General features: G+C 42.7%; 33 protein-coding genes and 1 tRNA gene. All 34 read left to right on the forward strand.

From position 1 onward, the window contains the following. Nucleotides 1-106: 106 nt before the first annotated feature. The 34 genes from G460_RS0116690 to rplO all read left to right on the forward strand — a co-directional run bounded on the left by G460_RS0116690 (nt 107) and on the right by rplO (nt 24,368). Nucleotides 107-177 (forward strand) — tRNA-Trp (locus tag G460_RS0116690). Nucleotides 178-195: 18 nt separating this feature from the next. Further along, complete coding sequence (secE, locus tag G460_RS0116695; RefSeq protein WP_026956434.1) at nt 196-384, forward strand: preprotein translocase subunit SecE; 189 nt, start codon at nt 196-198, stop codon at nt 382-384. A gap of 18 nt (nt 385-402) precedes the next feature. After that, nucleotides 403-960 carry a transcription termination/antitermination protein NusG gene (nusG, locus tag G460_RS0116700; protein ID WP_026956435.1) on the forward strand — a complete coding sequence of 186 codons (558 nt, stop codon included), beginning with the start codon at nt 403-405 and terminating at the stop codon, nt 958-960. Nucleotides 961-963: 3 nt separating this feature from the next. Further along, a complete protein-coding gene (rplK, locus tag G460_RS0116705) occupies nt 964-1,407 on the forward strand; it encodes a 50S ribosomal protein L11 (RefSeq protein ID WP_026956436.1) in 444 nt (147 codons plus the stop codon). A 10-nt stretch (nt 1,408-1,417) separates the two neighbouring features. Continuing rightward, complete coding sequence (gene rplA / locus G460_RS0116710; RefSeq protein ID WP_026956437.1) at nt 1,418-2,116, forward strand: 50S ribosomal protein L1; 699 nt, start codon at nt 1,418-1,420, stop codon at nt 2,114-2,116. Between the two features lie 2 nt (nt 2,117-2,118). Further along, nucleotides 2,119-2,658 (forward strand): 50S ribosomal protein L10, encoded by a 540-nt coding sequence (rplJ, locus tag G460_RS0116715; protein ID WP_026956438.1) that lies wholly within the window; start codon nt 2,119-2,121, stop codon nt 2,656-2,658. A gap of 47 nt (nt 2,659-2,705) precedes the next feature. Further along, nucleotides 2,706-3,089, forward strand: a complete 384-nt coding sequence (gene rplL, locus G460_RS0116720; protein ID WP_026956439.1) for a 50S ribosomal protein L7/L12 — start codon at nt 2,706-2,708, stop codon at nt 3,087-3,089. 156 nt (nt 3,090-3,245) lie between these two features. Next, nucleotides 3,246-7,121 (forward strand): DNA-directed RNA polymerase subunit beta, encoded by a 3,876-nt coding sequence (gene rpoB, locus G460_RS0116725; protein ID WP_026956440.1) that lies wholly within the window; start codon nt 3,246-3,248, stop codon nt 7,119-7,121. 52 nt (nt 7,122-7,173) lie between these two features. Continuing rightward, the gene (rpoC, locus tag G460_RS0116730; protein WP_026956441.1) at nt 7,174-11,481 is read left to right on the forward strand and encodes a DNA-directed RNA polymerase subunit beta'; all 4,308 of its coding nucleotides are present in this window, start codon (nt 7,174-7,176) and stop codon (nt 11,479-11,481) included. A 63-nt stretch (nt 11,482-11,544) separates the two neighbouring features. Then, nucleotides 11,545-11,868, forward strand: a complete 324-nt coding sequence (locus tag G460_RS0116735; RefSeq protein WP_026956442.1) for a DUF3467 domain-containing protein — start codon at nt 11,545-11,547, stop codon at nt 11,866-11,868. Between the two features lie 98 nt (nt 11,869-11,966). Continuing rightward, a complete protein-coding gene (gene rpsL / locus G460_RS0116740) occupies nt 11,967-12,353 on the forward strand; it encodes a 30S ribosomal protein S12 (protein ID WP_026956443.1) in 387 nt (128 codons plus the stop codon). 20 nt (nt 12,354-12,373) lie between these two features. Continuing rightward, nucleotides 12,374-12,841, forward strand: a complete 468-nt coding sequence (rpsG, locus tag G460_RS0116745) for a 30S ribosomal protein S7 (protein WP_026956444.1) — start codon at nt 12,374-12,376, stop codon at nt 12,839-12,841. A gap of 5 nt (nt 12,842-12,846) precedes the next feature. Beyond that, a complete protein-coding gene (gene fusA, locus G460_RS0116750; protein WP_026956445.1) occupies nt 12,847-14,970 on the forward strand; it encodes an elongation factor G in 2,124 nt (707 codons plus the stop codon). A 12-nt stretch (nt 14,971-14,982) separates the two neighbouring features. Next, on the forward strand, nt 14,983-15,288 hold the full coding sequence (rpsJ, locus tag G460_RS0116755; protein ID WP_024284766.1) for a 30S ribosomal protein S10: 306 nt from the start codon (nt 14,983-14,985) through the stop codon (nt 15,286-15,288). A gap of 248 nt (nt 15,289-15,536) precedes the next feature. Then, nucleotides 15,537-16,169 (forward strand): 50S ribosomal protein L3, encoded by a 633-nt coding sequence (rplC, locus tag G460_RS0116760; protein ID WP_026956446.1) that lies wholly within the window; start codon nt 15,537-15,539, stop codon nt 16,167-16,169. 3 nt (nt 16,170-16,172) lie between these two features. Beyond that, nucleotides 16,173-16,802 (forward strand): 50S ribosomal protein L4, encoded by a 630-nt coding sequence (gene rplD, locus G460_RS0116765; RefSeq protein ID WP_026956447.1) that lies wholly within the window; start codon nt 16,173-16,175, stop codon nt 16,800-16,802. Nucleotides 16,803-16,806: 4 nt separating this feature from the next. Next, entirely contained in the window at nt 16,807-17,094 is a 288-nt protein-coding gene (gene rplW, locus G460_RS0116770) for a 50S ribosomal protein L23 (RefSeq protein WP_026956448.1), read from the forward strand. A 13-nt stretch (nt 17,095-17,107) separates the two neighbouring features. Continuing rightward, complete coding sequence (gene rplB, locus G460_RS0116775) at nt 17,108-17,932, forward strand: 50S ribosomal protein L2 (protein ID WP_026956449.1); 825 nt, start codon at nt 17,108-17,110, stop codon at nt 17,930-17,932. A gap of 2 nt (nt 17,933-17,934) precedes the next feature. Further along, nucleotides 17,935-18,213 carry a 30S ribosomal protein S19 gene (gene rpsS, locus G460_RS0116780; RefSeq protein WP_026956450.1) on the forward strand — a complete coding sequence of 93 codons (279 nt, stop codon included), beginning with the start codon at nt 17,935-17,937 and terminating at the stop codon, nt 18,211-18,213. 2 nt (nt 18,214-18,215) lie between these two features. Then, on the forward strand, nt 18,216-18,608 hold the full coding sequence (gene rplV, locus G460_RS0116785; protein ID WP_026956451.1) for a 50S ribosomal protein L22: 393 nt from the start codon (nt 18,216-18,218) through the stop codon (nt 18,606-18,608). 9 nt (nt 18,609-18,617) lie between these two features. Next, nucleotides 18,618-19,349: a 30S ribosomal protein S3 gene (gene rpsC, locus G460_RS0116790; RefSeq protein WP_026956452.1), complete on the forward strand. Its 732-nt coding sequence runs from the start codon at nt 18,618-18,620 to the stop codon at nt 19,347-19,349. A 23-nt stretch (nt 19,350-19,372) separates the two neighbouring features. Then, complete coding sequence (rplP, locus tag G460_RS0116795) at nt 19,373-19,792, forward strand: 50S ribosomal protein L16 (RefSeq protein WP_026956453.1); 420 nt, start codon at nt 19,373-19,375, stop codon at nt 19,790-19,792. 9 nt (nt 19,793-19,801) lie between these two features. Next, complete coding sequence (gene rpmC / locus G460_RS0116800) at nt 19,802-19,984, forward strand: 50S ribosomal protein L29 (protein WP_026956454.1); 183 nt, start codon at nt 19,802-19,804, stop codon at nt 19,982-19,984. 18 nt (nt 19,985-20,002) lie between these two features. Next, entirely contained in the window at nt 20,003-20,266 is a 264-nt protein-coding gene (gene rpsQ / locus G460_RS0116805) for a 30S ribosomal protein S17 (RefSeq protein WP_026956455.1), read from the forward strand. Nucleotides 20,267-20,268: 2 nt separating this feature from the next. After that, the gene (gene rplN / locus G460_RS0116810; RefSeq protein WP_026956456.1) at nt 20,269-20,637 is read left to right on the forward strand and encodes a 50S ribosomal protein L14; all 369 of its coding nucleotides are present in this window, start codon (nt 20,269-20,271) and stop codon (nt 20,635-20,637) included. A gap of 2 nt (nt 20,638-20,639) precedes the next feature. Beyond that, nucleotides 20,640-20,984: a 50S ribosomal protein L24 gene (gene rplX / locus G460_RS0116815; RefSeq protein ID WP_026956457.1), complete on the forward strand. Its 345-nt coding sequence runs from the start codon at nt 20,640-20,642 to the stop codon at nt 20,982-20,984. Further along, entirely contained in the window at nt 20,977-21,537 is a 561-nt protein-coding gene (gene rplE / locus G460_RS0116820; RefSeq protein WP_026956458.1) for a 50S ribosomal protein L5, read from the forward strand. The genes rplX and rplE overlap by 8 nt, the downstream gene beginning before the upstream one ends. A 2-nt stretch (nt 21,538-21,539) precedes the next feature. Then, nucleotides 21,540-21,809: a 30S ribosomal protein S14 gene (gene rpsN, locus G460_RS0116825; RefSeq protein ID WP_026956459.1), complete on the forward strand. Its 270-nt coding sequence runs from the start codon at nt 21,540-21,542 to the stop codon at nt 21,807-21,809. An 81-nt stretch (nt 21,810-21,890) separates the two neighbouring features. Beyond that, the gene (gene rpsH, locus G460_RS0116830; protein ID WP_026956460.1) at nt 21,891-22,286 is read left to right on the forward strand and encodes a 30S ribosomal protein S8; all 396 of its coding nucleotides are present in this window, start codon (nt 21,891-21,893) and stop codon (nt 22,284-22,286) included. A gap of 9 nt (nt 22,287-22,295) precedes the next feature. Beyond that, the gene (rplF, locus tag G460_RS0116835; protein ID WP_026956461.1) at nt 22,296-22,853 is read left to right on the forward strand and encodes a 50S ribosomal protein L6; all 558 of its coding nucleotides are present in this window, start codon (nt 22,296-22,298) and stop codon (nt 22,851-22,853) included. A 6-nt stretch (nt 22,854-22,859) separates the two neighbouring features. Then, entirely contained in the window at nt 22,860-23,210 is a 351-nt protein-coding gene (rplR, locus tag G460_RS0116840; protein ID WP_026956462.1) for a 50S ribosomal protein L18, read from the forward strand. A gap of 5 nt (nt 23,211-23,215) precedes the next feature. Further along, nucleotides 23,216-23,734: a 30S ribosomal protein S5 gene (gene rpsE / locus G460_RS0116845; RefSeq protein ID WP_026956463.1), complete on the forward strand. Its 519-nt coding sequence runs from the start codon at nt 23,216-23,218 to the stop codon at nt 23,732-23,734. A 5-nt stretch (nt 23,735-23,739) separates the two neighbouring features. Further along, nucleotides 23,740-23,919 carry a 50S ribosomal protein L30 gene (gene rpmD / locus G460_RS0116850; protein ID WP_026956464.1) on the forward strand — a complete coding sequence of 60 codons (180 nt, stop codon included), beginning with the start codon at nt 23,740-23,742 and terminating at the stop codon, nt 23,917-23,919. Nucleotides 23,920-23,921: 2 nt separating this feature from the next. Next, nucleotides 23,922-24,368 (forward strand): 50S ribosomal protein L15, encoded by a 447-nt coding sequence (rplO, locus tag G460_RS0116855; protein ID WP_026956465.1) that lies wholly within the window; start codon nt 23,922-23,924, stop codon nt 24,366-24,368. The last annotated feature ends 2 nt before the right edge of the window (nt 24,369-24,370 follow it).

A 24,370-nucleotide genomic window follows, 5' to 3' on the forward strand; every position in this document is an offset into this window, starting at 1 on the left:
AGAATAATTGAAAATATAATGCGATCCTGAAGTTTTTTGGGATCGCATTTGTTTCTTTATCCAGTAATATCTAATTTTGCGTTCCCATTAGCGGGACGATTGATACACGGGCATAGTTCAATGGCAGAATAGCGGTCTCCAAAACCGTTGATGGGAGTTCGAATCTCTCTGCCCGTGCAAGAAAGTAATAGTACTATGAATCTTAAAAGCTTTGTCCTCGAATCGTATGATGAGATGAAGAACAAGGTCACTTGGCCTAAGTTCTCATTTCTTCAAAATTCAGCAGTATTGGTGTTAGTAGCCTCCTTGATCTTTGCGCTATTTATTGGTGTGGTGGATTTGGGATTCGAAAACATCATGACATGGTTTTATGATTTATTCTAATTGAACTGACATTACAGAATGGCTGAACATAAGTGGTACGTACTCAGGGTAGTAGCTGGGCAGGAAAAAAAGACAAAAACCTACTTGGATAATGAGATTTCAAGACAAGGGATTGATGAGTTTATTCCTGAAGTACTGATACCTTCCGAGAAGGTATATGAGATGCGTAATGGCAAAAAACGTGTTCGTGAAAGAAACTTCTTTCCAGGATACGTTTTGGTCAATGCAGATCTCTCTAATGGTGAAGCCAATCACGTAATAACAAGCATTCCGGGAGTAATCGGATTTCTTGGATCAAACCAGGGGGGAGCTTCCAAAACCCCTGAACCGTTACGCCAATCAGAAGTCAACCGTATCTTAGGAAAGGTTGAGGAGATTGATGAGTTTGCCGAGAAGCTGGATACACCATATATAGTCGGAGAGTCCATTAAAGTAATGGATGGGCCTTTCAGTGGATTTACCGGGACAATTGAGGAGATATTTGAGGATAAGAAGAAATTGAACGTAATGGTCAAAATCTTCGGCCGAAATACTCCTGTAGAATTAAACTTTATACAAGTAGAAAAACAAGACTAAGCAATGGCTAAGGAAATCACTGGTTATTTAAAACTGCAAGTGAAAGGTGGCCAGGCAAATCCGTCACCTCCAGTAGGTCCAGCTCTTGGTTCCAAGGGTTTGAACATCATGGAGTTCTGTAAGCAATACAATGCACGTACCCAGGATAAAATGGGTCAGACGTTGCCAGTATTGATTACTATCTACTCAGATAAGTCTTTTGACTTTGTAGTGAAAACTCCTCCAGCTGCAAACATGCTGTTGGAAGCTGCAAAATTGAAGGGTGGTTCTGCTGAGCCTAACCGTAAGAAGGTAGGATCAGTTACCTGGGATCAGGTAAAGGAGATCGCGGAAGTGAAAATGCCTGACTTGAATGCCTTTAAAGTGGAATCTGCTATGAAAATGGTAGCGGGTACCGCTCGAAGCATGGGAATCACAGTATCTGGTAAAGCCCCTTGGGAAGAATAAAAATACAACAATGGCTAAGTTAACAAAAAAGCAAAAAGAAGCTCTTTCTAAGTACGACCCAAGCCAAGTGTACTCCCTGGAGGCTGCTTCTTCTATCGTGAAGGAAATCACTGCTACTAAATTTGACGCTTCTGTGGACGTGGATGTACGCCTAGGTGTAGACCCTCGTAAAGCAGATCAAATGGTCAGAGGTATCGTAGCTCTTCCTCACGGAACAGGTAAGGACACCAAAGTATTGGTGCTTTGTACTCCTGACAAAGAAGCCGAAGCTAAAGAAGCAGGTGCAGATTACGTTGGATTGGACGACTACATTGCCAAAATCGAGGGTGGATGGACTGACATTGATGTCATCATCACGATGCCTAACGTCATGGCAAAGGTAGGTAGATTGGGTAGAGTATTAGGTCCTAGAGGCTTGATGCCAAATCCAAAAGCAGGTACAGTTACTTTAGAAGTAGGAAAAGCTGTCAAAGAAGTGAAAGCCGGTAAAATCGATTTCAAAGTAGATAAATTTGGAATCATTCACGCTGGTGTTGGAAAATCTTCTTTCACTCCTCAGCAAATTGAGGAAAATGTGAAGGAGTTGATTTTGACCATTTCTAAGTTGAAGCCAGCTTCCTCTAAAGGAACATATTTCAAAAGTATTCACATATCCAGTACAATGTCTCCTGGTATCGCAGTAGACAAGGGTAGTATTCAAGGTATATAATCATGACTAGAGACGAAAAGAAAGAGATAATCGACGGTCTTACCGAGAAATTTAGAGAAAACCCTTTCTTCTACATCACCGATGCAGCAGGATTCTCTGTAGCTGAGGTAAATGCTTTCAGAAGAACTTGTTTTGAAAAAGGCGTGGAGTACAAAGTGTACAAAAACACCTTGATCAAGAAAGCTCTAGAAAATCTGGATGCAGATTTTGCTCAGTTGGATGATACTTTGAAAGGTTTCTCTGGAATTATATTCTCCAAAGAGACTAGTAACCTTCCAGCTAAAGTATTGCTGGATTTCAGAAAAAAAATAGGTAAAAAAGAGACTAGACCAGTATTCAAAGGTGCTTCTATTGATTCCGATATCTTCATCGGTGAAGCAAACCTAGAAATGCTATCTAAACTTAAATCTAAGCAAGAGCTTTTGGGTGACCTACTCGGATTGCTACAATCTCCTGCTATGAACCTTATCTCTGCATTGCAAAGTGGTCAGAGCAACATCACTGGTGTGCTTAAGGCCCTTGAAGCTAGAGAAGAAAAATAATACTTCAATTCAATCAAAAATCAAGAAAAATTTAAATTTATAATACAATGGCAGATCTTACACAACTTGCAGATCAGTTGGTTAACTTGACTGTAAAAGAGGTTAAAGAATTGACAGATATCCTTAAGGATCAGTACGGAATCGAACCAGCTGCTGCTGCAGTAGCAGTTGCAGGTCCTGCTGCTGGTGGAGCTGACGGTGGAGCTGCAGAAGAAGAGAAGTCTTCTTTTGACGTGATCTTGAAAGCTGCTGGTGGACAGAAGCTTGCAGTAGTGAAACTTGTTAAAGAATTGACTGGTCTTGGCTTGAAAGAAGCAAAAGAACTAGTTGACGGAGCTCCTAAAGCTTTGAAAGAAGGTATCGCTAAAGACGAAGCTGAAGCTTTGAAAAAGTCTCTAGAAGAAGCTGGTGCAGAAGTAGAGATCAAATAATTTGGCCAAATCCAAACCAAATGGTTTAGGTTTAGCCCTAAGACCTGACTACTAAAGTCAGGTCTTTTCCTGTTTATGCACAGGTAAAAAATTGCATTATTCCAAGCGAAACTTGTCGCATTTCGTTATTTAATTTCACTATAAACATACACTACCTTGGCTATCAAGAATCAAACCGAAAGGAAAAGTTTCTCCTCCATTAAGGTGGTCAAAGACTATCCGGATTTTCTCGATATTCAGCTCCAGTCTTTCAAAGACTTTTTCCAGTTGGATACTCCTGCAGAGAAGCGCCGGGCAGATGGGCTGTTTAAGGTTTTCTCCGAAAATTTCCCTATCTCTGATTCCAGAGAAAATTTCACTTTGGAATTTATCGACTATGCCGTAGATCCACCGAAATATAGTGTGGGTGAGTGCATAGATCGAGGTTTGACCTACTCTGTCCCTTTGAAAGCAAAGCTTAGATTGCTTTGCCACGATGAGGACAATGAGGATTTTGAAACGATCGAACAAGAGGTTTTCCTAGGCAACTTGCCTTATATGACCGAAAAAGGTTCATTCGTCATTAATGGTGCAGAGCGTGTGATTGTATCCCAATTGCACAGATCACCAGGTGTATTTTTTGCTCAAAGTAAGCACACCAATGGTACGAAGCTGTACTCCGCACGTATCATTCCTTTCAAAGGTTCTTGGATCGAATTTGCTACAGACATTAATAATGTGATGTATGCCTATATCGATCGTAAGAAAAAATTCCCGGTAACTACACTGCTTCGAGCGATAGGTTATGGATCAGATAAGGATATCCTTGATCTATTTGGTCTCTCTGAAGAAGTATCGGCTACCAAAACTGCACTCAAAAAAGCTTCTGGCCGTAAGCTGGCAGCAAGAGTGCTAAGAACCTGGGTAGAAGACTTTGTAGATGAAGATACTGGTGAGGTAGTATCCATCGACCGAAATGAAGTATTGCTTGAGCGTGATACAGTCTTGACGGACGAGGATATCGAAATGATCTTGGATTCCGGCTCCAAATCCATCATTCTCCATAGAGAAGATGTGAATGTGGCCGATTACTCTATTATCTACAATACCCTACAAAAAGATAACTCCAACTCGGAAAAAGAAGCAGTAGAAGTAATCTACCGTCAATTGAGAAATACAGAAGCTCCTGATGAAGCGACTGCTCGTGAGGTAATTCATTCTCTTTTCTTCTCTGACAAGAGATATGACCTAGGAGAAGTAGGTAGATATAGAATCAACAAAAAGCTAGGTCTTGATATCGAGTCTGAAAAGATTGTATTGACTAAGCAAGATATTATCTCTATTGTGAAGTATTTGATCGGTTTGATCAACTCCAAAGCAGTAGTCGATGATATCGATCACTTGTCCAATAGAAGGGTAAGAACTGTAGGTGAGCAGCTATATAGCCAGTTCGGTGTAGGTTTGGCCAGAATGGCTAGAACGATCCGTGAGCGTATGAACGTACGTGACAACGAGGACTTCAAGCCTGTTGACTTGATCAACGCTCGTACTCTTTCCTCAGTGATCAACTCCTTCTTTGGTACCAATCAGCTTTCTCAGTTTATGGATCAAACCAATCCATTGGCAGAGTTGACTCACAAGAGAAGACTTTCTGCATTGGGTCCAGGTGGTCTTTCCAGAGAAAGAGCAGGTTTCGAGGTACGTGACGTTCACTATACTCACTATGGTCGTCTTTGTACTATTGAGACTCCTGAAGGTCCAAACATTGGTTTGATTTCATCTCTATGTGTTCATGCGAAAGTGAACTCTATGGGATTCTTGGAGACTCCGTATAGAAAAGTAGAAGAGGGTAAAGTGGGAATGAAGTCTGAGGACATCGTATTCTTGACGGCTGAGGAAGAAGATAACCATAACATCGCTCAGGCAAATGCTCCTTTGGATGAAAAAGGTGGTTTTGTCAATGAAAAAGTAAAAGCAAGATTCGAAGGTGACTTCCCAGTGTTGGAACCATCTGAAATCAGCTACATGGACGTCGCTCCAAACCAGATTGTATCCGTAGCAGCATCCTTGATTCCTTTCTTGGAGCATGATGATGCCAACCGTGCATTGATGGGATCCAACATGCAGCGTCAAGCAGTTCCTTTGTTGAAGGCTGAGGCACCTATAGTAGGTACAGGTCTGGAAGGCAAAGCAGCTATCGATTCTCGCTCTTTGATCATTGCGGAAGCAGATGGTGTGATTGACTTTGTAGATGCGAAGAAGGTCACAGTGAAGTATGACTTGACAGACGATGAACTGTTGGTAAACTTCACTGATGAATATAAAACATACGACCTGATCAAGTTTAGAAGAACCAACCAGGACACCACGATCAATTTGACACCACTCGTCCTCAAAGGACAAAGAGTAGTCAAAGGTCAGGTCTTGGTAGAAGGTTATTCAACCAACGATGGAGAACTTGCTTTGGGTAAAAACCTTCGAGTGGCTTACATGCCATGGCAAGGATACAACTTTGAGGATGCGATTGTAATCTCCGAAAGAGTAGTCCGTGAAGATATCTTTACTTCCATTCACGTGGAAGAATTCCAGTTGGAAGTAAGAGATACCAAGCGTGGTGAGGAAGAATTGACCTCCGAGATCCCGAATGTGTCCGAAGATGCGGTCAAGCATCTAGACGAAAACGGTATCATCGCAGTGGGTGCAGAAGTAAAAGAAGGTGATATCATCATCGGTAAAATCACTCCAAAAGGTGAGACTGATCCGACTCCTGAAGAAAAGCTCTTGAGAGCCATCTTTGGCGACAAGGCCGGTGATGTGAAAGATGCATCTTTGAAAGCTTCTCCTTCCTTGAATGGTGTGGTGATTGAAACCAAACTATTCTCCAGACCAAAAAAGGACAAAGAAAACAGAGCTAAAGCGAAAGCTGAAGTAGAAAAGCTAAAAGCGAAATACTCCAAAGATCTATTGGGCATCAGAGCTAGAATGATCAACAAATTGGTGACTTTGCTTGATGGCAAGACTTCTCAAGGTGTGAAGCATAAATTTGGTGATGAGATCATCTCCAAAGGAATGAAGTTCAACCACAAAAACATTGAGAATAACCTTTTCCCTGCTAAGAACCCTTACAGAGATGAGTCTAACTACAATGTACCTGAAGAAGCTAATCTGATTTCAGATATCATCTTGGATGACTGGACTGACGATGCACACATCAATGATTTGATCGTGAAGTTGGTAAAGAACTACACCAACTCTAGAAATGAGATCTCCGGTCTATTTAAAAGAGATCGTTTCACTCTTGAAGTAGGGGACGAATTGCCAGCCGGTATCGTACAGCTAGCCAAAGTTTACATCGCTAAGAAACGTAAGTTGAAAGTAGGTGATAAAATGGCGGGTCGTCACGGTAACAAAGGTATCGTGGCCAGAATCGTAAGAGATGAAGACATGCCATTCTTGGAAGACGGAACTCCTATGGATATCGTGTTGAATCCACTTGGTGTACCTTCCCGAATGAACATCGGACAGATCTTCGAAACTGTATTGGCTTGGGCTGGTCACAAAATGGGTAAAAAATATGCCACTCCTATCTTCGACGGTGCTTCTATGGAAGAAGTTTCTGCTGAATTGGAATTGGCAGGATTGCCGGCATACGGTAGAACATACCTTTACGATGGCTTGTCAGGTGTGAGATTTGATCAGCCGGTGACTGTAGGTATCGCTTATATGCTGAAACTAGGTCACTTGGTGGATGACAAGATGCACGCAAGATCTATCGGACCATACTCCTTGATCACACAGCAACCTTTGGGTGGTAAAGCTCAGTTTGGTGGTCAGAGATTTGGAGAGATGGAAGTGTGGGCATTGGAGGCATTCGGTGCATCACATGTACTTCAGGAGATCCTGACAGTGAAATCTGATGACGTAATCGGTAGAGCGAAGGCTTATGAGTCTATCGTGAAGGGAGAAAACCTTCCTAAACCTAACATTCCTGAATCCTTCAATGTATTGGTTCATGAGTTGAGAGGTTTGGCTCTTGAAATTACCCTAGATTAATTTGGCTCTTTAGGGCAGGTCACACTGCCCTTCACATATCTTTCAAAAAACTATGGCGTTCAGAAAAAACAAAAAACTCAACAATGACTTTTCGAGAGTTACCATCAGTTTGGCTTCCCCAGAATCTATTCTGGATAGCTCAAACGGAGAGGTGACCCAGCCAGAGACTATCAATTATAGAACTTACAAGCCTGAAATGGGCGGTTTGTTCTGTGAGAGAATCTTTGGTCCAGTGAAAGACTGGGAGTGTCATTGTGGTAAATACAAGCGCATCAGATATAAAGGCATTATCTGCGACCGTTGTGGCGTAGAGGTGACCGAAAAGAAAGTACGTCGTGAGCGTATGGGGCACATCGAATTGGTGGTTCCTGTAGCCCATATTTGGTACTTTAAATCTCTTCCTAACAAGATTGGTTACTTGTTGGGTCTTCCTACCAAAAAGTTGGACCAAATCGTTTATTACGAGCGATATGCAGTGGTTCAGCCTGGTATCAAAGCTGAAGATGGCATCCAATACCTTGACTTCTTGACTGAAGACGAGTACTTGGATATCATGGATAAGCTTCCTAAAGAAAACCATATGCTCGATGACGATGATCCTAATAAGTTCATCGCCAAAATGGGAGCTGAAGCATTGGAGATGTTGTTGGCAAGATTGGATTTGGACGATCTTTCTTACTCTCTTCGTCACCAAGCTGCAACTGATACTTCTCAGCAGAGAAAAGCAGAAGCTTTGAAGCGTCTGAAGGTAGTAGAAGCATTCCGTGACGCAAGAACCAGAATCGAAAACCGCCCTGAGTGGATGGTAGTTCGTATGGTTCCTGTGATTCCACCAGAATTGCGTCCATTGGTTCCTTTGGATGGAGGTCGTTTCGCGACTTCTGATTTGAATGACCTTTATAGAAGAGTAATTATCAGAAACAACCGTCTGAAGAGATTGATCGATATCAAAGCTCCAGAGGTGATTTTGAGAAACGAGAAGCGTATGCTACAGGAAGCTGTAGATTCACTTTTCGATAACTCCAGAAAAGTAAATGCGGTAAGATCAGATGGTAACCGTGCCTTGAAATCTCTTTCTGACATGTTGAAAGGGAAGCAAGGTCGTTTCCGTCAAAACTTGCTCGGTAAGCGTGTGGATTACTCCGGCCGTTCTGTGATCGTCGTAGGTCCTGAATTGAAGCTTCACGAGTGTGGTCTTCCTAAAAATATGGCGGCAGAGCTTTTCAAACCATTTATCATCAGAAAACTGATCGAAAGAGGTATAGTAAAGACAGTAAAATCCGCTAAGAAAATTGTGGATCGTAAAGATCCAGTGGTTTGGGATATCTTGGAAAACGTATTGAAAGGACACCCTGTTCTTCTTAACCGTGCTCCTACTCTTCACAGATTGGGTATCCAGGCTTTCCAACCGAAATTGATCGAAGGAAAAGCTATCCAGCTTCACCCATTGGTTTGTACTGCATTCAACGCCGATTTTGACGGTGACCAGATGGCGGTTCACGTACCGCTTGGACATGAGGCGATCTTGGAAGCTTCTACTTTGATGCTTTCTGCTCACAACATCCTTAACCCTGCGAACGGTGCTCCGATTACAGTTCCTTCTCAAGACATGGTTTTGGGTCTTTACTATGTGACCAAAGGCAAAAAATCTACTCCTGAAGAGCCAGTTGCTGGTGAGGGGATGACATTCTACAGCCGCGAGGAAGTAATCATCGCGATGAACGAAGGACAGGTTTCTAAGCATGCGAACATCAAGTGTAAGGTGAACGTACGTGGCGAAGACGGTGAAATCAAAGAAGAAATCATCGAAACTGTAGCTGGTAGATTGATCTTCAACCAGTTTGTACCTGAGGAAGTAGGATATGTGAATGAGTTGCTGACTAAAAAGAAATTGCAGCAGATCATTGCCAAAGTAGTGAAGGTATGTGGTATTGCACGTACTGCTCAGTTCTTGGATGATATCAAGCATCTAGGATTCCAGATGGCATACCAAGGTGGTTTGTCTATGGGATTGAATGACGTAATCATCCCAGAAGAGAAAGAACCAATGATCGCCAAAGCGAAAGAAGAGGTAGATCAGGTTTGGAACAACTACTTGATGGGTCTGATCACAGACAACGAAAGATATAACCAGGTGATCGACATCTGGACTCGTACCAACTCTCATTTGACTAATAATCTAATGAAGAAGATGGAAGAGGATAAGCAAGGATTCAATGCAATCTACATGATGATGCACTCCGGAGCTCGTGGTTCCAGAGAACAAATTCGTCAGTTGGGAGGTATGAGAGGTCTGATGGCTAAGCCTCAGAAAAACTTGCAAGGTTCCGTAGGTGAGATTATCGAAAACCCAATTCTTTCCAACTTTAAAGAAGGTCTGGATGTATTGGAATACTTTATCTCTACACACGGTGCTCGTAAAGGTCTTGCAGATACAGCCTTGAAAACTGCCGATGCGGGTTACTTGACTCGTCGTCTGGTAGACGTAGCTCAGGATATGATCGTGACCGAAGAGGATTGCGGTACATTGAGAGGCTTGGTTGTACAGCCATTGAAAGACAATGACGAGATCGTTGAGCCACTTTCTGAAAGAATCTTGGGTAGAGTTTCTGTTCACGATGTGTATGATCCAGTTTCGGATGAATTGATCGTGCCAGCAGGAATTGAGATCGATGATGAGATTGCTAAGCGAGTAGATGACTCTGCCGTTGAGGAAGTCGAAATCAGATCTGTATTGACCTGTGAGACTAGAAGAGGTGTTTGTTCTAAATGTTACGGACGTAACTTGGCAACAGGTAAAATGGTACAAGCAGGTGAATCTGTGGGTGTAATCGCCGCACAGTCCATCGGTGAGCCAGGTACTCAGTTGACATTGAGAACGTTCCACGTAGGTGGTACAGCATCCAACATGGCCGTAGAGGCTAGTATCAATGCCAAATTTGAAGGTACAGTTGAGTTCGACGAAGAGTTGAGATTCATCGAGTCTACCAACAAAGATGGTGAGCCAGTGACTATCGTAATGGGTAGATCTGGTGAGATCAAAATCAACGATAAATCCGGTAAGACTTTGGTGACCAACCACGTGCCTTACGGAGCTTTGTTGAATGTCAAAGACGGACAGAAAATCGGAAAAGGAGACTCTCTATGTACGTGGGATCCATACAATGCCGTGATCTTGTCTGAATTTGATGGAAAGATCGACTTCGAATCTATCGTAGAAGGTATCACATTCAAAGAAGTAGCGGATGATCAGACTGGTTTCCGTGAGAAAGTAATCATTGATACGAAAGACAGAACCAAGAACCCTGCTATCGTTGTAGATTATGGAGATGATTCCAAAGGCTATAACATTCCAGTAGGAGCTCACTTGGCTGTTGAGATTGGCGATAAAGTAAAAGCTGGTCAAATCTTGGTGAAAATCCCTAGATCAGTAGGTAAGACTCGAGATATTACTGGTGGTCTTCCACGAGTTACTGAATTGTTCGAGGCTCGTAACCCATCCAACCCGGCTGTGGTTTCTGAAATCGACGGTGTGGTGACTTACGGTGGTATCAAGCGTGGTAACAGAGAAATCATCATCGAATCCAAAGATGGCGTGATCAAGAAATACATGGTATCTCTTTCTAAGCACATCTTGGTTCAGGAGAATGACTTCATCCGTGCAGGAGAGCCACTTTCTGATGGAGCGATCACTCCAAATGATATCTTGTCTATCAAAGGGCCAACGGCCGTTCAGGAATACCTAGTAAATGAAATTCAGGAAGTTTACCGACTTCAAGGTGTAAAAATCAACGATAAGCACATCGAGGTGATCGTATCTCAAATGATGCAGAAAGTTGAGATCTTGGATGCTGGTGATACAGGCTTCTTGCAAGGTCAAGTAGTAGATAAGTGGGCATTCCGTGAGGAAAATGACAACATCTTGGATAAGAAAGTAGTCAATGATGCCGGAGACTCTTCTACCTTGAAGCCAGGGATGATTATTTCTGCAAGAAGATTGAGAGATGAAAATTCCAGCTTGAAGCGTAAGGATCTGAAATTGGTACAGGTGAGAGATGCAGAGACTGCGGTTTCTAAGCCAACTCTTCAAGGTATCACTGCAGCTTCCTTGGGTACCGAATCCTTTATCTCTGCAGCTTCCTTCCAGGAAACTACCAAAGTGCTTTCCGAAGCAGCGATCAGAGGTAAGAGAGATGAACTACTCGGATTGAAAGAAAACGTGATCGTAGGACATCTAATCCCTGCCGGTACCGGACAGAGAAGTTTCCAAAATGTGATCGTAGGATCTCAAGAAGAATACGAAAAACTCTCTGAAACAATGGAAAAGTCAGCTCGTAAATCAAGCGAAGCTATTCTATAATCAGTAGTGAATTAATATCGAAAAGGCCTGTATCCGTACAGGCCTTTTTTAATCCCAAATACCATGAATGACGATCAAGGAAATAAAAAACCTGAGCAGCAGATCAATGTCGAGCTTTCTGAAGAAGTGGCAGAAGGTGTCTATTCCAATTTGGCGATGATAGCCCATTCCAATTCCGAATTTGTCATCGATTTTATCCGTCTCATGCCAGGAGTGCCCAAGGCGAAAGTGAAGTCCAGAATTATCGTTACGCCAGAGCATGCCAAGAGGCTATTGGCAGCTTTGAAAGATAATGTGGAAAAGTATGAAGCCGCCTTTGGCAAAATCAATCAGAGTAATGAAGGTCCTCAGTTTCCGATGTCCTTTGGGACGCCAGGAGAAGCGTAACAAAAATATAACTACTTAATTTTGTTACTCTTATTACTTTCATTACCTTTGCAGTCCAAAATTTAACAGTTTACAGGAAAACTAAATTTTATCAGTTAATGCCTACTATTCAACAGTTAGTAAGAAAAGGTAGAACAACGCTGGAAACCAAATCTAAATCAAGAGCTTTGGACGCATGTCCTCAGCGAAGAGGGGTTTGTACCAGAGTGTACACTACTACCCCTAAGAAACCTAACTCAGCTATGAGAAAGGTTGCCAGGGTGAGATTGACAAATGGAAAAGAAGTGAATGCTTACATTCCAGGTGAAGGTCACAATCTACAAGAGCACTCTATCGTATTGATCAGAGGTGGTCGTGTGAAAGATCTACCAGGTGTAAGATATCACATCATCCGCGGTGCATTGGATACTGCCGGAGTAAAAGACCGTAAGCAAGGTCGCTCCAAGTACGGTGCTAAGAGACCTAAGGCGGGAGCCAAAAAGTAATCAAAAACATTTAAGAAAAAATGAGAAAAGCGAAACCAAAGAAGAGATATATTCTTCCTGATCCCAAGTTCAACGATACCTTGGTGACTAAGTTTGTAAACAGTCTGATGTATGACGGGAAGAAGAGTATTGCTTACACCATTTTCTACGATGCTGTCGAGAAAGTAGAATCTAAGGTGGGTGAGAATGGTCTTGAGGTTTGGAAAAAAGCGCTTAACAATATTGCTCCATCCGTAGAGGTGAAGAGTCGTAGAGTTGGTGGTGCTACATTCCAAGTTCCAATGGAAGTCAGACCAGAGAGAAAGATGGCCCTTGGAATCAAGTGGATGATCACCTACGCTCGTAAAAGAGGTGAGAAGACCATGATGGATAGACTTGCCGGCGAAATCATCGCTGCAGCCAAAGGTGAAGGTGCTGCTGTGAAAAAGAAAGATGATACGCACAGAATGGCAGAAGCCAACAAAGCATTCTCTCACTTTAGATTTTAATTAGGATGGCTAAAAGAGACTTAAAATATACCAGAAACATCGGTATCGCTGCTCACATTGATGCCGGTAAAACTACTACCACAGAGCGTATTCTTTTTTATTCTGGTGTATCTCACAAAATCGGTGAGGTTCACGATGGTGCAGCTACCATGGACTGGATGGCCCAGGAGCAAGAAAGAGGTATCACCATTACCTCTGCTGCAACCACCGTATTCTGGAACTACAGAGATCAAAAATATCAGATCAACATCATCGATACTCCTGGACACGTTGACTTTACCGTAGAGGTAAACCGTTCCCTTCGAGTATTGGATGGCTTGGTTTTCCTGTTCAGTGCTGTGGACGGTGTAGAGCCGCAGTCTGAGACCAACTGGCGTTTGGCTGATAACTATAAAGTAGCCCGTATCGGATTTGTCAACAAGATGGACCGTGCCGGTGCTAATTTCCTTGAGGTTTGTAAGCAAGTGAAAGAAATGCTAGGCAGCTACGCAGTGCCTTTGCAGATCCCTATCGGAGCTGAAGACAAATTCAAGGGAGTTGTTGACTTGATCAACAACAGAGGTATTGTTTGGAACGAAGAGGATATGGGGATGACCTACGAGGTGGTGCCTATTCCTGAAGACTTGAAAGAAGAAGTAGAGCAGTGGAGAGAGCATTTGCTTGAAGCTGTCGCTGAATACGACGAGTCTTTGATGGAGAAATACTTCGAAGATCCAGATTCTATCACAGAAGAAGAAATCTTGACTGCGTTGAGACAAGCTACCATCGACATGAAAATCGTGCCAATGGTATGTGGTTCTTCTTTCAAAAACAAAGGTGTACAAACCATGCTTGACTTGGTGATGGAATTGCTTCCTTCTCCAATGGACAAGGACAATATCATCGCTCATGACTTGAACGACGAGGAGAAAGATGTAGTGATCGCTCCAAACGAAGACGAGCCATTTGCAGGTTTGGCATTCAAAATCGCAACTGACCCATTCGTAGGTAGATTGTGTTTCGTAAGAGCTTACTCAGGTGTGCTTGAGTCTGGTTCTTATATCTTCAATAGCCGTTCTGGAAATAAGGAGCGTATCTCCCGAGTATTCCAGATGCACGCAAATAAGCAGAACCAAATCGAAGCTTTGAGAGCTGGTGATATCGGCGCGGTAGTTGGATTTAAAGACATCAAAACAGGGGATACTCTTTGTGCTGAAAACCGTAAGGTAGTTCTTGAATCCATGATCTTCCCTGAGCCAGTAATCGGATATGCGATCGAGCCTAAAACTCAGGCTGACGTAGATAAGCTAGGTATGGCCATTGCCAAATTGGTAGAAGAAGATCCAACTCTTCAAGTAAATACTGATCACGAAACTGGTCAGACTATCTTGAGAGGTATGGGTGAGCTTCACTTGGATATCATCATCGATCGATTGAAGCGTGAGTTCAAAGTAGAAATCAACCAAGGTGCACCTCAGGTGGCTTACAAAGAAGCATTGTTTGGTTCTGTTGAGCACAAAGAGGTTTATAAGAAGCAGTCTGGTGGTAAAGGTAAGTTTGCGGATATCGTATTCGAACTTGGACCAAAAGAAGCTGATCCAGAAACTGGTGAAATCAAACCTGGACTTGACTTCGTCAATGGTATCGTGGGTGGTGTGATTCCTAAAGAATTCATCCCTGCTATCCAGAAAGGTTTCGCAGAATCTATGAAAAATGGACCTTTGGCAGGATATCCTGTAGAGTCTATGAAAGTTAGATTGTTCCACGGATCTTTCCACGATGTCGATTCAGATGCACTTTCTTTCGAATTAGCTGCGAGAATCGGTTTCAAAGAAGCTGCTAAGAAGTGTAAACCACAATTGCTAGAGCCGATTATGTCTGTAGACGTGGTGACTCCTGATGAGTACACTGGTCCTATCACTGGTGACTTGAACAGAAGAAGAGGTTTGATGAAAGGAATGGATACCAAAGGTACTTCATCCGTAATCAAAGCCGCTGTGCCTTTGTCTGAGTTGTTTGGATATATTACCGATTTGAGAACCATCTCTTCCGGTAGAGCTACAGCATCTTTGACATTCTCTCACTATGAGCCTGTGCCTAACAACATAGCAGAGGGAGTAATTGCTAACGTAAAAGGTCAGAAAGACTAATCAATATTTGCGATGAATCAGAAAATCAGAATAAAACTAAAATCATACGATCATAGCCTGGTGGACAAGTCATCAGAGAAGATCGTGAAAGCTGTAAAAGCGACTGGTGCTGTGGTAGTAGGACCTATTCCATTGCCAACTAAGAAAGAAAAGTTTACCGTGTTGAAATCCCCACACGTAAACAAGAAAGCTAGAGACCAGTATCAGCTTTGTACTTACAAGCGATTGGTAGATATCTACTCTAACTCCTCTAAAACTGTGGATGCATTGATGAAAATCGAGCTTCCAAGTGGAGTAGACGTAGAGATCAAGGTTTGACAAAACCTGAAATTTCATATATCAAAAGGCCTGCATTTTACTGCAGGTCTTTTGTTTTTGGGAGCAGTCGAGTCGATTGCACTCAAACCACAGTCCTTTTGACTCCGATTTCCGGTGAAATATTTGCTAAATGTTTGAAAATATAGGAGTTGGGATTTGTTGTAGAATTTTATTTCAGTAACTTTGCAGTCCTTAAAAAGGGCCCAAGCGCATAAACGCTTGTGGATTATCAAATTATCTTAAAAAAGATGTCTGGTATTATAGGTAAAAAAGTAGGAATGACTAGCATTTTCAGTGCCGATGGGCGTAACGTCGCATGCACGCTAATAGAAGCTGGTCCTTGCGTAGTGACGCAAGTAAAAAACGTTGAAACAGACGGGTACAACGCAGTGCAGTTGGCTTATGGTGAGCGAAAGGAGAAGAACACTCCTAAGCCATTGATCGGTCATTTTAAAAAGGCCGGCACCACGCCGAAGCACAAAGTTGTTGAGTTCCGTGATTTCCGGGTCGAATTTGAAGGCCAGGTAGATCTAGGAGCTACGGTGAAGGCCGGTGAAGTATTTATTGAAGGTGACTTTGTGGATGCTATCGGTACTTCTAAAGGTAAAGGCTTCCAAGGTGTAGTGAAGCGTCATGGTTTTGGTGGTGTGGGTGGACAAACTCACGGTCAGCACAACAGACAAAGACACCCAGGTTCCATTGGTGCTTGTTCTTGGCCATCCCGAGTATTCAAGGGTATGAGAATGGCTGGTAGAACTGGCGGTGATCGTGTGAAAGTATTGAACCTTAGAATTTTGAAGGTTTATCCTGAGCAAAATCTCTTGCTAGTATCCGGCTCAGTACCAGGTCCAAAAAATTCTTATGTAATTCTAGAGAAGTAAGCCATGGAATTAGCAGTAATCAATCAAAAAGGAGAAGACACCGGAAGAAAGGTGCAATTGTCTGACGAGATCTTTGCGATCGAGCCAAATGACAATGCCATCTATCTGGATGTGAAGCAGTACCTCGCAAATCAGAGACAAGGTACTCATAAGTCTAAAGAAAGAAATGAAATAGCTGGGTCTACTAAAAAGATCAAAAAGCAAAAAGGTACCGGTGGTGCCAGAGCTGGATCTTTGAAGTCTCCACTTTTCAGAGGCGGAGGTAGAGTGTTCGGTCCGAGACCAAGAAACTACTCCTTCAAATTGAACAAGAAAGTAAAACAACTTGCTAGAAAATCTGCACTTTCTTACAAAGTGAAAGATAACAGCTTGTCAGTATTGGAAAATGTATCTTTTGATTCTCCAAAGACAAAAGCGTATCTGGCATTGCTTAATGGATTGGCGCTTTCCGATAAGAAGACGCTGTTGGTTCTTCCCGAAGACAACAAAAACGTTTACCTATCCAGCAGAAACCTTCCTAAAGCGAAAGTTGTCACTGTAAATGATGTAAATACTTATCAGCTTCTACACGCAGACCATTTAGTGCTTTGCGAAGGATCTGTAAGTAAGTTGGAAACCATTTTATCGAAATAAGACAATGGATATTCTAAAGCAGCCTTTGATTACAGAGAAGATTTCTGCCATGAACGAAAAAGGCGTTTATGGATTCATCGTAGAGAAAACTGCGAAGAAACCAGAAATCAAAAATGCTGTAGAAAAAGCATACGGTGTGAAAGTGGTATCAGTACGTACCATGAGATATGCTGCGAAGCATAAGACAAGATACACCAAGACAAGAATCGTATCAGGCTTCACCAACGCTTTCAAAAAAGCGATCGTGCAAGTAGCTGATGGAGAGGTAATTGATTTTTACGGAGAAATTTAATTGAATCAATATCATGGCAATTAAAAAGTTGAAGCCTGTAACTCCAGGAACAAGATTCAGAGTGGCTCCTGCTTTTGACGAGATTACAGCGTCAAAACCAGAAAAGTCCCTTCTTGCTCCTATCAAGAAATCAGGCGGTAGAAATAATGAAGGCAAAATGACCGCTCGCTATATGGGTGGTGGTCACAAGAGAAGACTACGTATCGTAGACTTCAAGAGAAATAAATTTGGAGTACCTGCTACCGTAAAGGCAATCGAGTATGATCCAAATAGAACGGCACGTCTAGCCCTACTTTATTACGCTGACGGAGCTAAAGCCTACATTATCGCCCCGGAAGGTTTGCAAGTAGGACAAACAGTGATTTCCGGCGAGCAAGTTGCTCCTGAAGTGGGTAACGCAATGCACATGTCTAGCATCCCAATGGGTACAATCGTACACTGTATTGAGATGAAGCCTGGCAAAGGTGCTGCAATGGTAAGAAGTGCTGGTGGATATGCACAGATCGTAGCTCGAGAGGGTAAGTATGTGACCATCAAGCTTCCATCCGGAGAGATGAGACTCGTTTTGGGTAACTGTATGGCGACTATTGGTACTGTATCCAATGGAGATCATATGAATGTGGTATTGGGTAAAGCCGGTCGTAAGAGATGGCTAGGAGTGAGACCTCGTACAAGAGGTGTAGCTATGAACCCAGTCGATCACCCAATGGGTGGTGGTGAAGGTAGATCTTCTGGAGGTCATCCAAGATCCCGTAAGGGTCTTTTGGCTAAAGGTAAGAAAACCAGATCGCCTAAAAAGTATTCAAACAAGTTCATCGTTAGCAAAAGATCTAAATAATTATGGCACGTTCATTAAAAAAAGGTCCTTATATCGAGCATCACTTGGTAAAGAAAGTGGACGCTCAGAACGAATCCGGAAAGAAATCTGTCATCAAGACTTGGTCAAGAAGATCTATGATTTCTCCAGATTTCGTAGGACATACCTTCGCTGTGCATAACGGAAACAAGTTTATCCCGGTATTTGTAACAGACAACATGGTAGGTCACAAGCTAGGTGAATTTGCTCCTACCAGGAATTTCAGAGGCCACATTGCCAAAAAAGATAAAGGAAAGAGATAATCATGGAAGCAGTAGCAAGATTAAACAACGTTCCTACCTCTCCACGCAAAATGCGTCTTGTAGCTGACTTGGTCAGAGGCAAGAGAGTGGGATTGGCATTGAGCATATTGAAGTTTACTCCAAATCATGGATCCATGAAATTGGAAAAACTTCTTCTTTCTGCGGTAGCCAACTGGCAAGCTAAAAACCCAGATGCAAAGCTTGAAGATGCTGATCTGTATGTGAAAACCATCATGGTGGACGAAGGCAGATCTCTCAAGAGATTGAGACCTGCTCCTCAAGGTCGTGGTCACAGAATCCGCAAGAGATCCAATCATGTAACACTCGTAGTTGATGCATTTAACTCTGTAGAAGTTACCGCTGATGTAGTAGAAACAAACGAAAAGGCAAATTAAGAAGAGACTATGGGACAAAAGATCAACCCAATAGGATTTAGACTTGGTGTAGTCAAAGGCTGGGATTCCAACTGGTATGGTGGGAAAGACTTTGCCGAAAAACTTCACGAGGATCAAAAAATCCGTAAGTACGTCCTTGCCAGAATTCCTAAGGGTGGGATTGCTAAGGTGATCATTGAGCGTACGCTTAAGAGAATCACACTTACCATTCATACCGCTCGTCCAGGTGTAGTTATTGGTAAAGGTGGAGCCGAAGTAGACAAGCTTAAAGAAGAGCTTAAAAAACTTACCAGCAAAGACATTCAAATCAACATCTTTGAAATCAAGAGACCTGAATTGGATGCCAAACTAGTAGGTGAGTCTATCGCTCAGCAGCTACAGGCTAGAATTTCCTTCAGAAGAGCGATGAAACAAGCTATCGCAGCATCCATGAGAGTGGGCGCAGAAGGAATCAAAGTAAAACTTTCTGGTCGATTGGGCGGCGCCGAAATGGCCCGTTCTGAAATGTACAAAGAAGGAAGAATTCCTCTTCACACATTGAGAGCCGACATCGATTATGCGATCTCCGAAGCTTTGACAGTATACGGAATCATCGGTATCAAAGTATGGATCTTCAAAGGTGAAGTGTACGGAAAGAGAGACTTGTCTCCTAACCAAGGTGCAGCAAACGAGCCGAAAGGCGGAAGAAATGCAGGCCCTAAGAGAGACGGTGGACCAAGACGCAGAAAAAGAAATAACTAATTTTCACCGATAAGTGAGAAATCATGTTACAGCCGAAAAGAACTAAATATAGAAAAATGCAGAAGGGCCGTGTCAAAGGCATTGCACAAAGAGGGCATACGCTCGCTTTTGGCAACTTTGGCATCAAGTCCCTAGAAGCAGGATGGATCACCTCTCGTCAGATCGAGGCAGCTCGTATCGCCATGACTAGAGCGATGAAGAGAGAAGGACAGGTTTGGATCAGAATTTTCCCTGACAAGCCTATCACTAAGAAGCCTGCTGAAGTACGTATGGGTAAAGGTAAAGGTGCTCCAGAATATTGGGTAGCCGTGATCAAGCCAGGAACCATCCTATTCGAAGCGACCGGTGTCTCTATCGAGACTGCCAAAGAGGCTTTGAGATTGGCTCAGCAGAAACTTCCTGTCAGCACCAAATTTACTGTTCGTAGAGACTACGCAGAATAATTAGGAACTATGAAAAATACAGAGATCCAATCACTTTCCGCAAGTGAAATCGCTGAGAGAATCAGCGCCGAGAAAACGAACCTGAGCAAGCTTCAGTTTGCTCACTCAATTTCTCCTATCGAGAATCCTAACAGAATCCGTGAGACCAAGCGTCTGATCGCAAGATTGAAGACTGCATTGGCTGCGAAATAATAGCTAACAGAAAAGAAAATGGCTACGATCGAAAGAAATCTTCGTAAAGAAAGAATTGGTAAAGTCGTCAGCAACAAGATGGACAAGTCCATCACTGTAGCCGTGGAAAGAAGAGTAAAACACGGAATCTACGGTAAATTCGTTGCCAAGACTACCAAATTTATGGCTCATGACGAGAAGAACGAATGCAACACTGGTGACATTGTCAAAATCAGTGAAACTCGTCCGCTGAGTAAGAACAAGCGTTGGAGATTAGTTGAAATTATTGAAAGGGCTAAGTAATCATGATACAGCAAGAATCCAGACTAAGTGTGGCGGACAACTCCGGTGCCAAAGAGGTATTGGTCATCCGCGTATTGGGAGGAACTAAAAAGCGATATGCTTCTATCGGTGATAAAGTAGTCGTGACTGTTAAGTCAGCCCTATCTTCCAGCAACATGAAAAAAGGTACCGTCTCTAGAGCGGTAATCGTACGTACCAAAAAAGAAGTAAGACGTAAAGACGGATCTTACATCCGATTTGAAGACAACGCTGCTGTCTTGTTGAACAACAACGATGAGCCTCGTGGCACTCGTATCTTTGGCCCAGTAGCTAGAGAATTGAGAGAGAAGCAGTTTATGAAAATCGTTTCTTTGGCTCCAGAAGTATTGTAATCATGGAAAGAAAATTCAACAAGCAGCAAAAGCTGCATATCAAAACCGGAGACACCGTGAAGGTGATCGCAGGTGATGACAAAGGAAAAACAGGGAAAGTTCTTTCTGTAGATACCGCTAAAAACAGAGCTTTTGTAGAAGGCATCAACATCGTGACCAAACACGTGAAGCCTACTGCAGCGAAGCCTCAAGGTGGAATCGAAAAGAAAGAAGCTCCAGTACATATCAGTAACCTGATGCTTGTAGATCCTAAATCTGGTGAAGCTACCAGAACTGGACGCAAAGCAGGTGACAATGGTAAACTTGTAAGATACTCTAAGAAAACAGGGGAGGTGATCAATGGCTAATCCTAGAATTAAAGAAAAGTATGTGAACGATATCGTTCCTGCTTTGAAAGAGAAATTCCAATACTCTTCAGTAATGCAGGTTCCTAAATTGTCCAAAATCGTTTTGAACAAAGGGATCGGTGCTGCCGTGGCTGACAAGAAATTGGTAGACCAAGGTGTAGAAGAACTAGGGCTGATTACTGGTCAGAGAGCTGTCGCTACCATAGCTAAGACTTCTGTTTCCAACTTTAAGTTGAGAGAAGGAATGCCTATCGGAGCAAAAGTGACCCTAAGAGGATCTAAAATGTATGAGTTTTTGGATAGATTGATGACAGTAGCTCTACCACGTGTACGTGACTTCAAAGGAATCTCCGATAAAGGATTTGACGGAAGAGGAAACTACACTTTGGGTGTGACTGAGCAAATCATCTTCCCAGAGATCTCTATCGAAAAAGTAAACAGAATTTCAGGTATGGATATCACTTTTGTGACCACTGCAAATTCTGACGAAGAAAGCTTCGCGTTGTTGAAGGCTTTCGGAATGCCGTTCGTTAATAAAAATAATCAAGAATAATCATGGCAAGAGAGTCCATCAAAGCTCGTGAGAGAAAAAGAGAACGTCTGGTAGCCAAGTATGCCAAAAAAAGAGCCGAGCTGAAAGCTGCAGGTGACTATGAGGCCCTTGACAAATTGCCTAAGAACGCTTCTCCGGTAAGACTTCACAACAGATGTAAGCTAACCGGTCGTCCAAAAGGCTACATGAGAAAGTTTGGTATCAACAGGGTAACCTTCCGTGAAATGGCCTCTGCAGGCAAAATTCCGGGAGTGACTAAGTCCAGCTGGTAAAATAACGACAGTAGTTTTTATTTAAAAAATCAATTCGTAACTTTGCACGCCCAAAACGGGTGGAGCTAGACTATATATACCATGACTGATCCAATAGCTGATTATCTAACCAGATTGAGAAATGCCATCAAGGCAACTCATAGAATCGTAGAGATACCTGCTTCTAACATCAAGAAGGAGATCACCAAAGTATTGCATGACAAAGGATACATCCAGAACTATAAGTTTGAGGAAAATGGTCCACAGGGTACTATCAAAATCGCTTTGAAGTATAACCCTACTACCAAGCAAAATGCAATCGTGAGCCTTCAGCGTGTCAGTACGCCAGGTTTGAGAAAATATGTGAAACATACCGAGCTACCAAGAGTCATCAATGGCCTAGGTGTGGCGATCGTTTCGACCTCCAAAGGGGTAATGACTGACAAAGAAGCCCGCACCGAAGGCATCGGGGGCGAAGTACTTTGCTACGTATATTAATTTACTATCATGTCAAGAATAGGTAAAAAACCAATAAATCTACCCAGCGGTGTTACTGTAGACGTTGCCACAAAAGGTGTGGTAACTGTTAAAGGTCCAAAGGGTACACTCAGCCAGGATATTCATCCTGACATTGAGGTGAAAGTGGAGGATAATGAAGTAGTCCTATCTAGACCTACCGACTCCAAAAGACACAAGTCCATGCACGGATTGTACAGAGCTCTTGTCAACAATATGGTGACTGGTGTATCTGAAGGATTCAAGAAGGAATTGGAACTAGTGGGTGTGGGTTATAAGGCTGCCAATCAAGGACAAGTGCTTGAGCTTTCCTTAGGTTACTCTCACAACATTTTCTTTGCACTTCCAAATGAAGTAGCTGTGAAAACAGAAACTCCAAAAGGAAAGAACCCAATCATTACTTTGGAGGCTATCGACAAAGAACTGATTGGACAAGTAGCTGCCAAAATCAAATCTCTTCGTAAGATCGAACCTTACAAAGGGAAAGGTGTACGCTTCGTTGGTGAACAAATTAGACGTAAGGCTGGTAAAACTGCCGGTAAAAAATAATAGGTTATGGCATTTAATAAGAATTCCAGAAGACTTAGAATCAAGCAGGGTATCCGAAGAAAGATCTCTGGTACCGATTCCAGACCGCGTTTGTCCGTATTCAAAAGTAATACTGGCATCTATGCCCAGTTGGTGGATGACCTCAAAGGTCATACATTGGCTCAGGCATCTTCCAAAGAATTGGGAGCGAAAGAAAACATCAACGTATCTGTCTCTAAAGAAGTGGGCAAAAAGCTTGCAGAAAGAGCCGTTGCCAATGGTGTTAGCGAGGTAGTATTTGACAGAAATGGCTACTTGTTTCACGGGAAAGTGAAAGCTTTGGCAGATGGTGCCAGAGAGGGAGGCCTTAAATTTTAATCGACATGTCTCAACTAAGAAAAAAGCCGATTAGGGCTACAGATACTGAACTGAAAGAAAAAGTAGTAGCGATCAACCGCGTGGCCAAAGTGGTCAAAGGTGGTAGGAGATTCTCTTTTTCTGCGATTGTAGTAGTAGGAGATGGCAATGGTGTCGTAGGCTACGGATTGGGTAAAGCCAATGAAGTGACCGATGCGATCACCAAAGGTATCGAAGATGCTAAAAAGAACCTGGTAAAAGTACCAGTATTGAAAGGAACTATCCCTCACGAGCAAATTGGTAAATTTGGTGGTGGGTTCGTTTTGATCAAGCCTGCTGCTGCGGGTACCGGTGTAATCGCCGGTGGTGCAATGCGTGCTGTGTTGGAATCTGCAGGTGTGACAGACGTTTTGGCTAAGTCCAAAGGGTCTTCTAACCCTCACAACGTAGTGAAAGCGACTATCGATGCATTGATGCAATTGAGAGATGCGATCTCTGTTTCTCAGCAGAGAGGTGTGAAAATGTCTAAAGTTTTTAATGGATAATCATCATGGCTAAGATCAAAATCACACAAACCAAATCTGTAATTGATAGACCAAAAGATCAAAAAGCCACTATCACTGCTTTGGGTCTTGGAAAAATCAACAAATCTGTAGAAGTGGAAGAAACTCCTCAGATTGCTGGTATGGTCAAAAAAGTGAATCACCTTGTAAAAGTAGAGGAAGCTTAATTATGAAACTGCATACATTACAACCAGCCGAAGGATCTACCAAAAACCGTAAGCGTATTGGTCGTGGTCCTGGATCCGGTAGAGGTGGTACTTCTACCAGAGGTCATAAAGGAGCTAAATCAAGATCCGGTTACAAGACTAAATTGGGATTTGAAGGTGGTCAGATGCCACTTCAAAGAAGAGTTCCTAAATTTGGCTTCAAAAGCTTGAACAGAGTTGAGTTCAAACCGGTAAATTTGGATACCTTGCAAAACCTTGCCGCAACTTACAATCTTGAGACCATTGATTTGGATGCTTTCGTAGCTCACGGAATCGCTTCCAAGAATGATAAAATCAAGATTTTGGGCGGAGGTGAATTGAGTTCCAAAGTAGCAGTAACCGCTCACAACTTCTCTGCCAGCGCTATAGCTGCCATTGAAAAAGCGGGTGGTTCGGTAAACAAGATTTAATT

It is taken from the genome of Algoriphagus vanfongensis DSM 17529 (genome assembly GCF_000429465.1).
Classification (GTDB): domain Bacteria; phylum Bacteroidota; class Bacteroidia; order Cytophagales; family Cyclobacteriaceae; genus Algoriphagus; species Algoriphagus vanfongensis.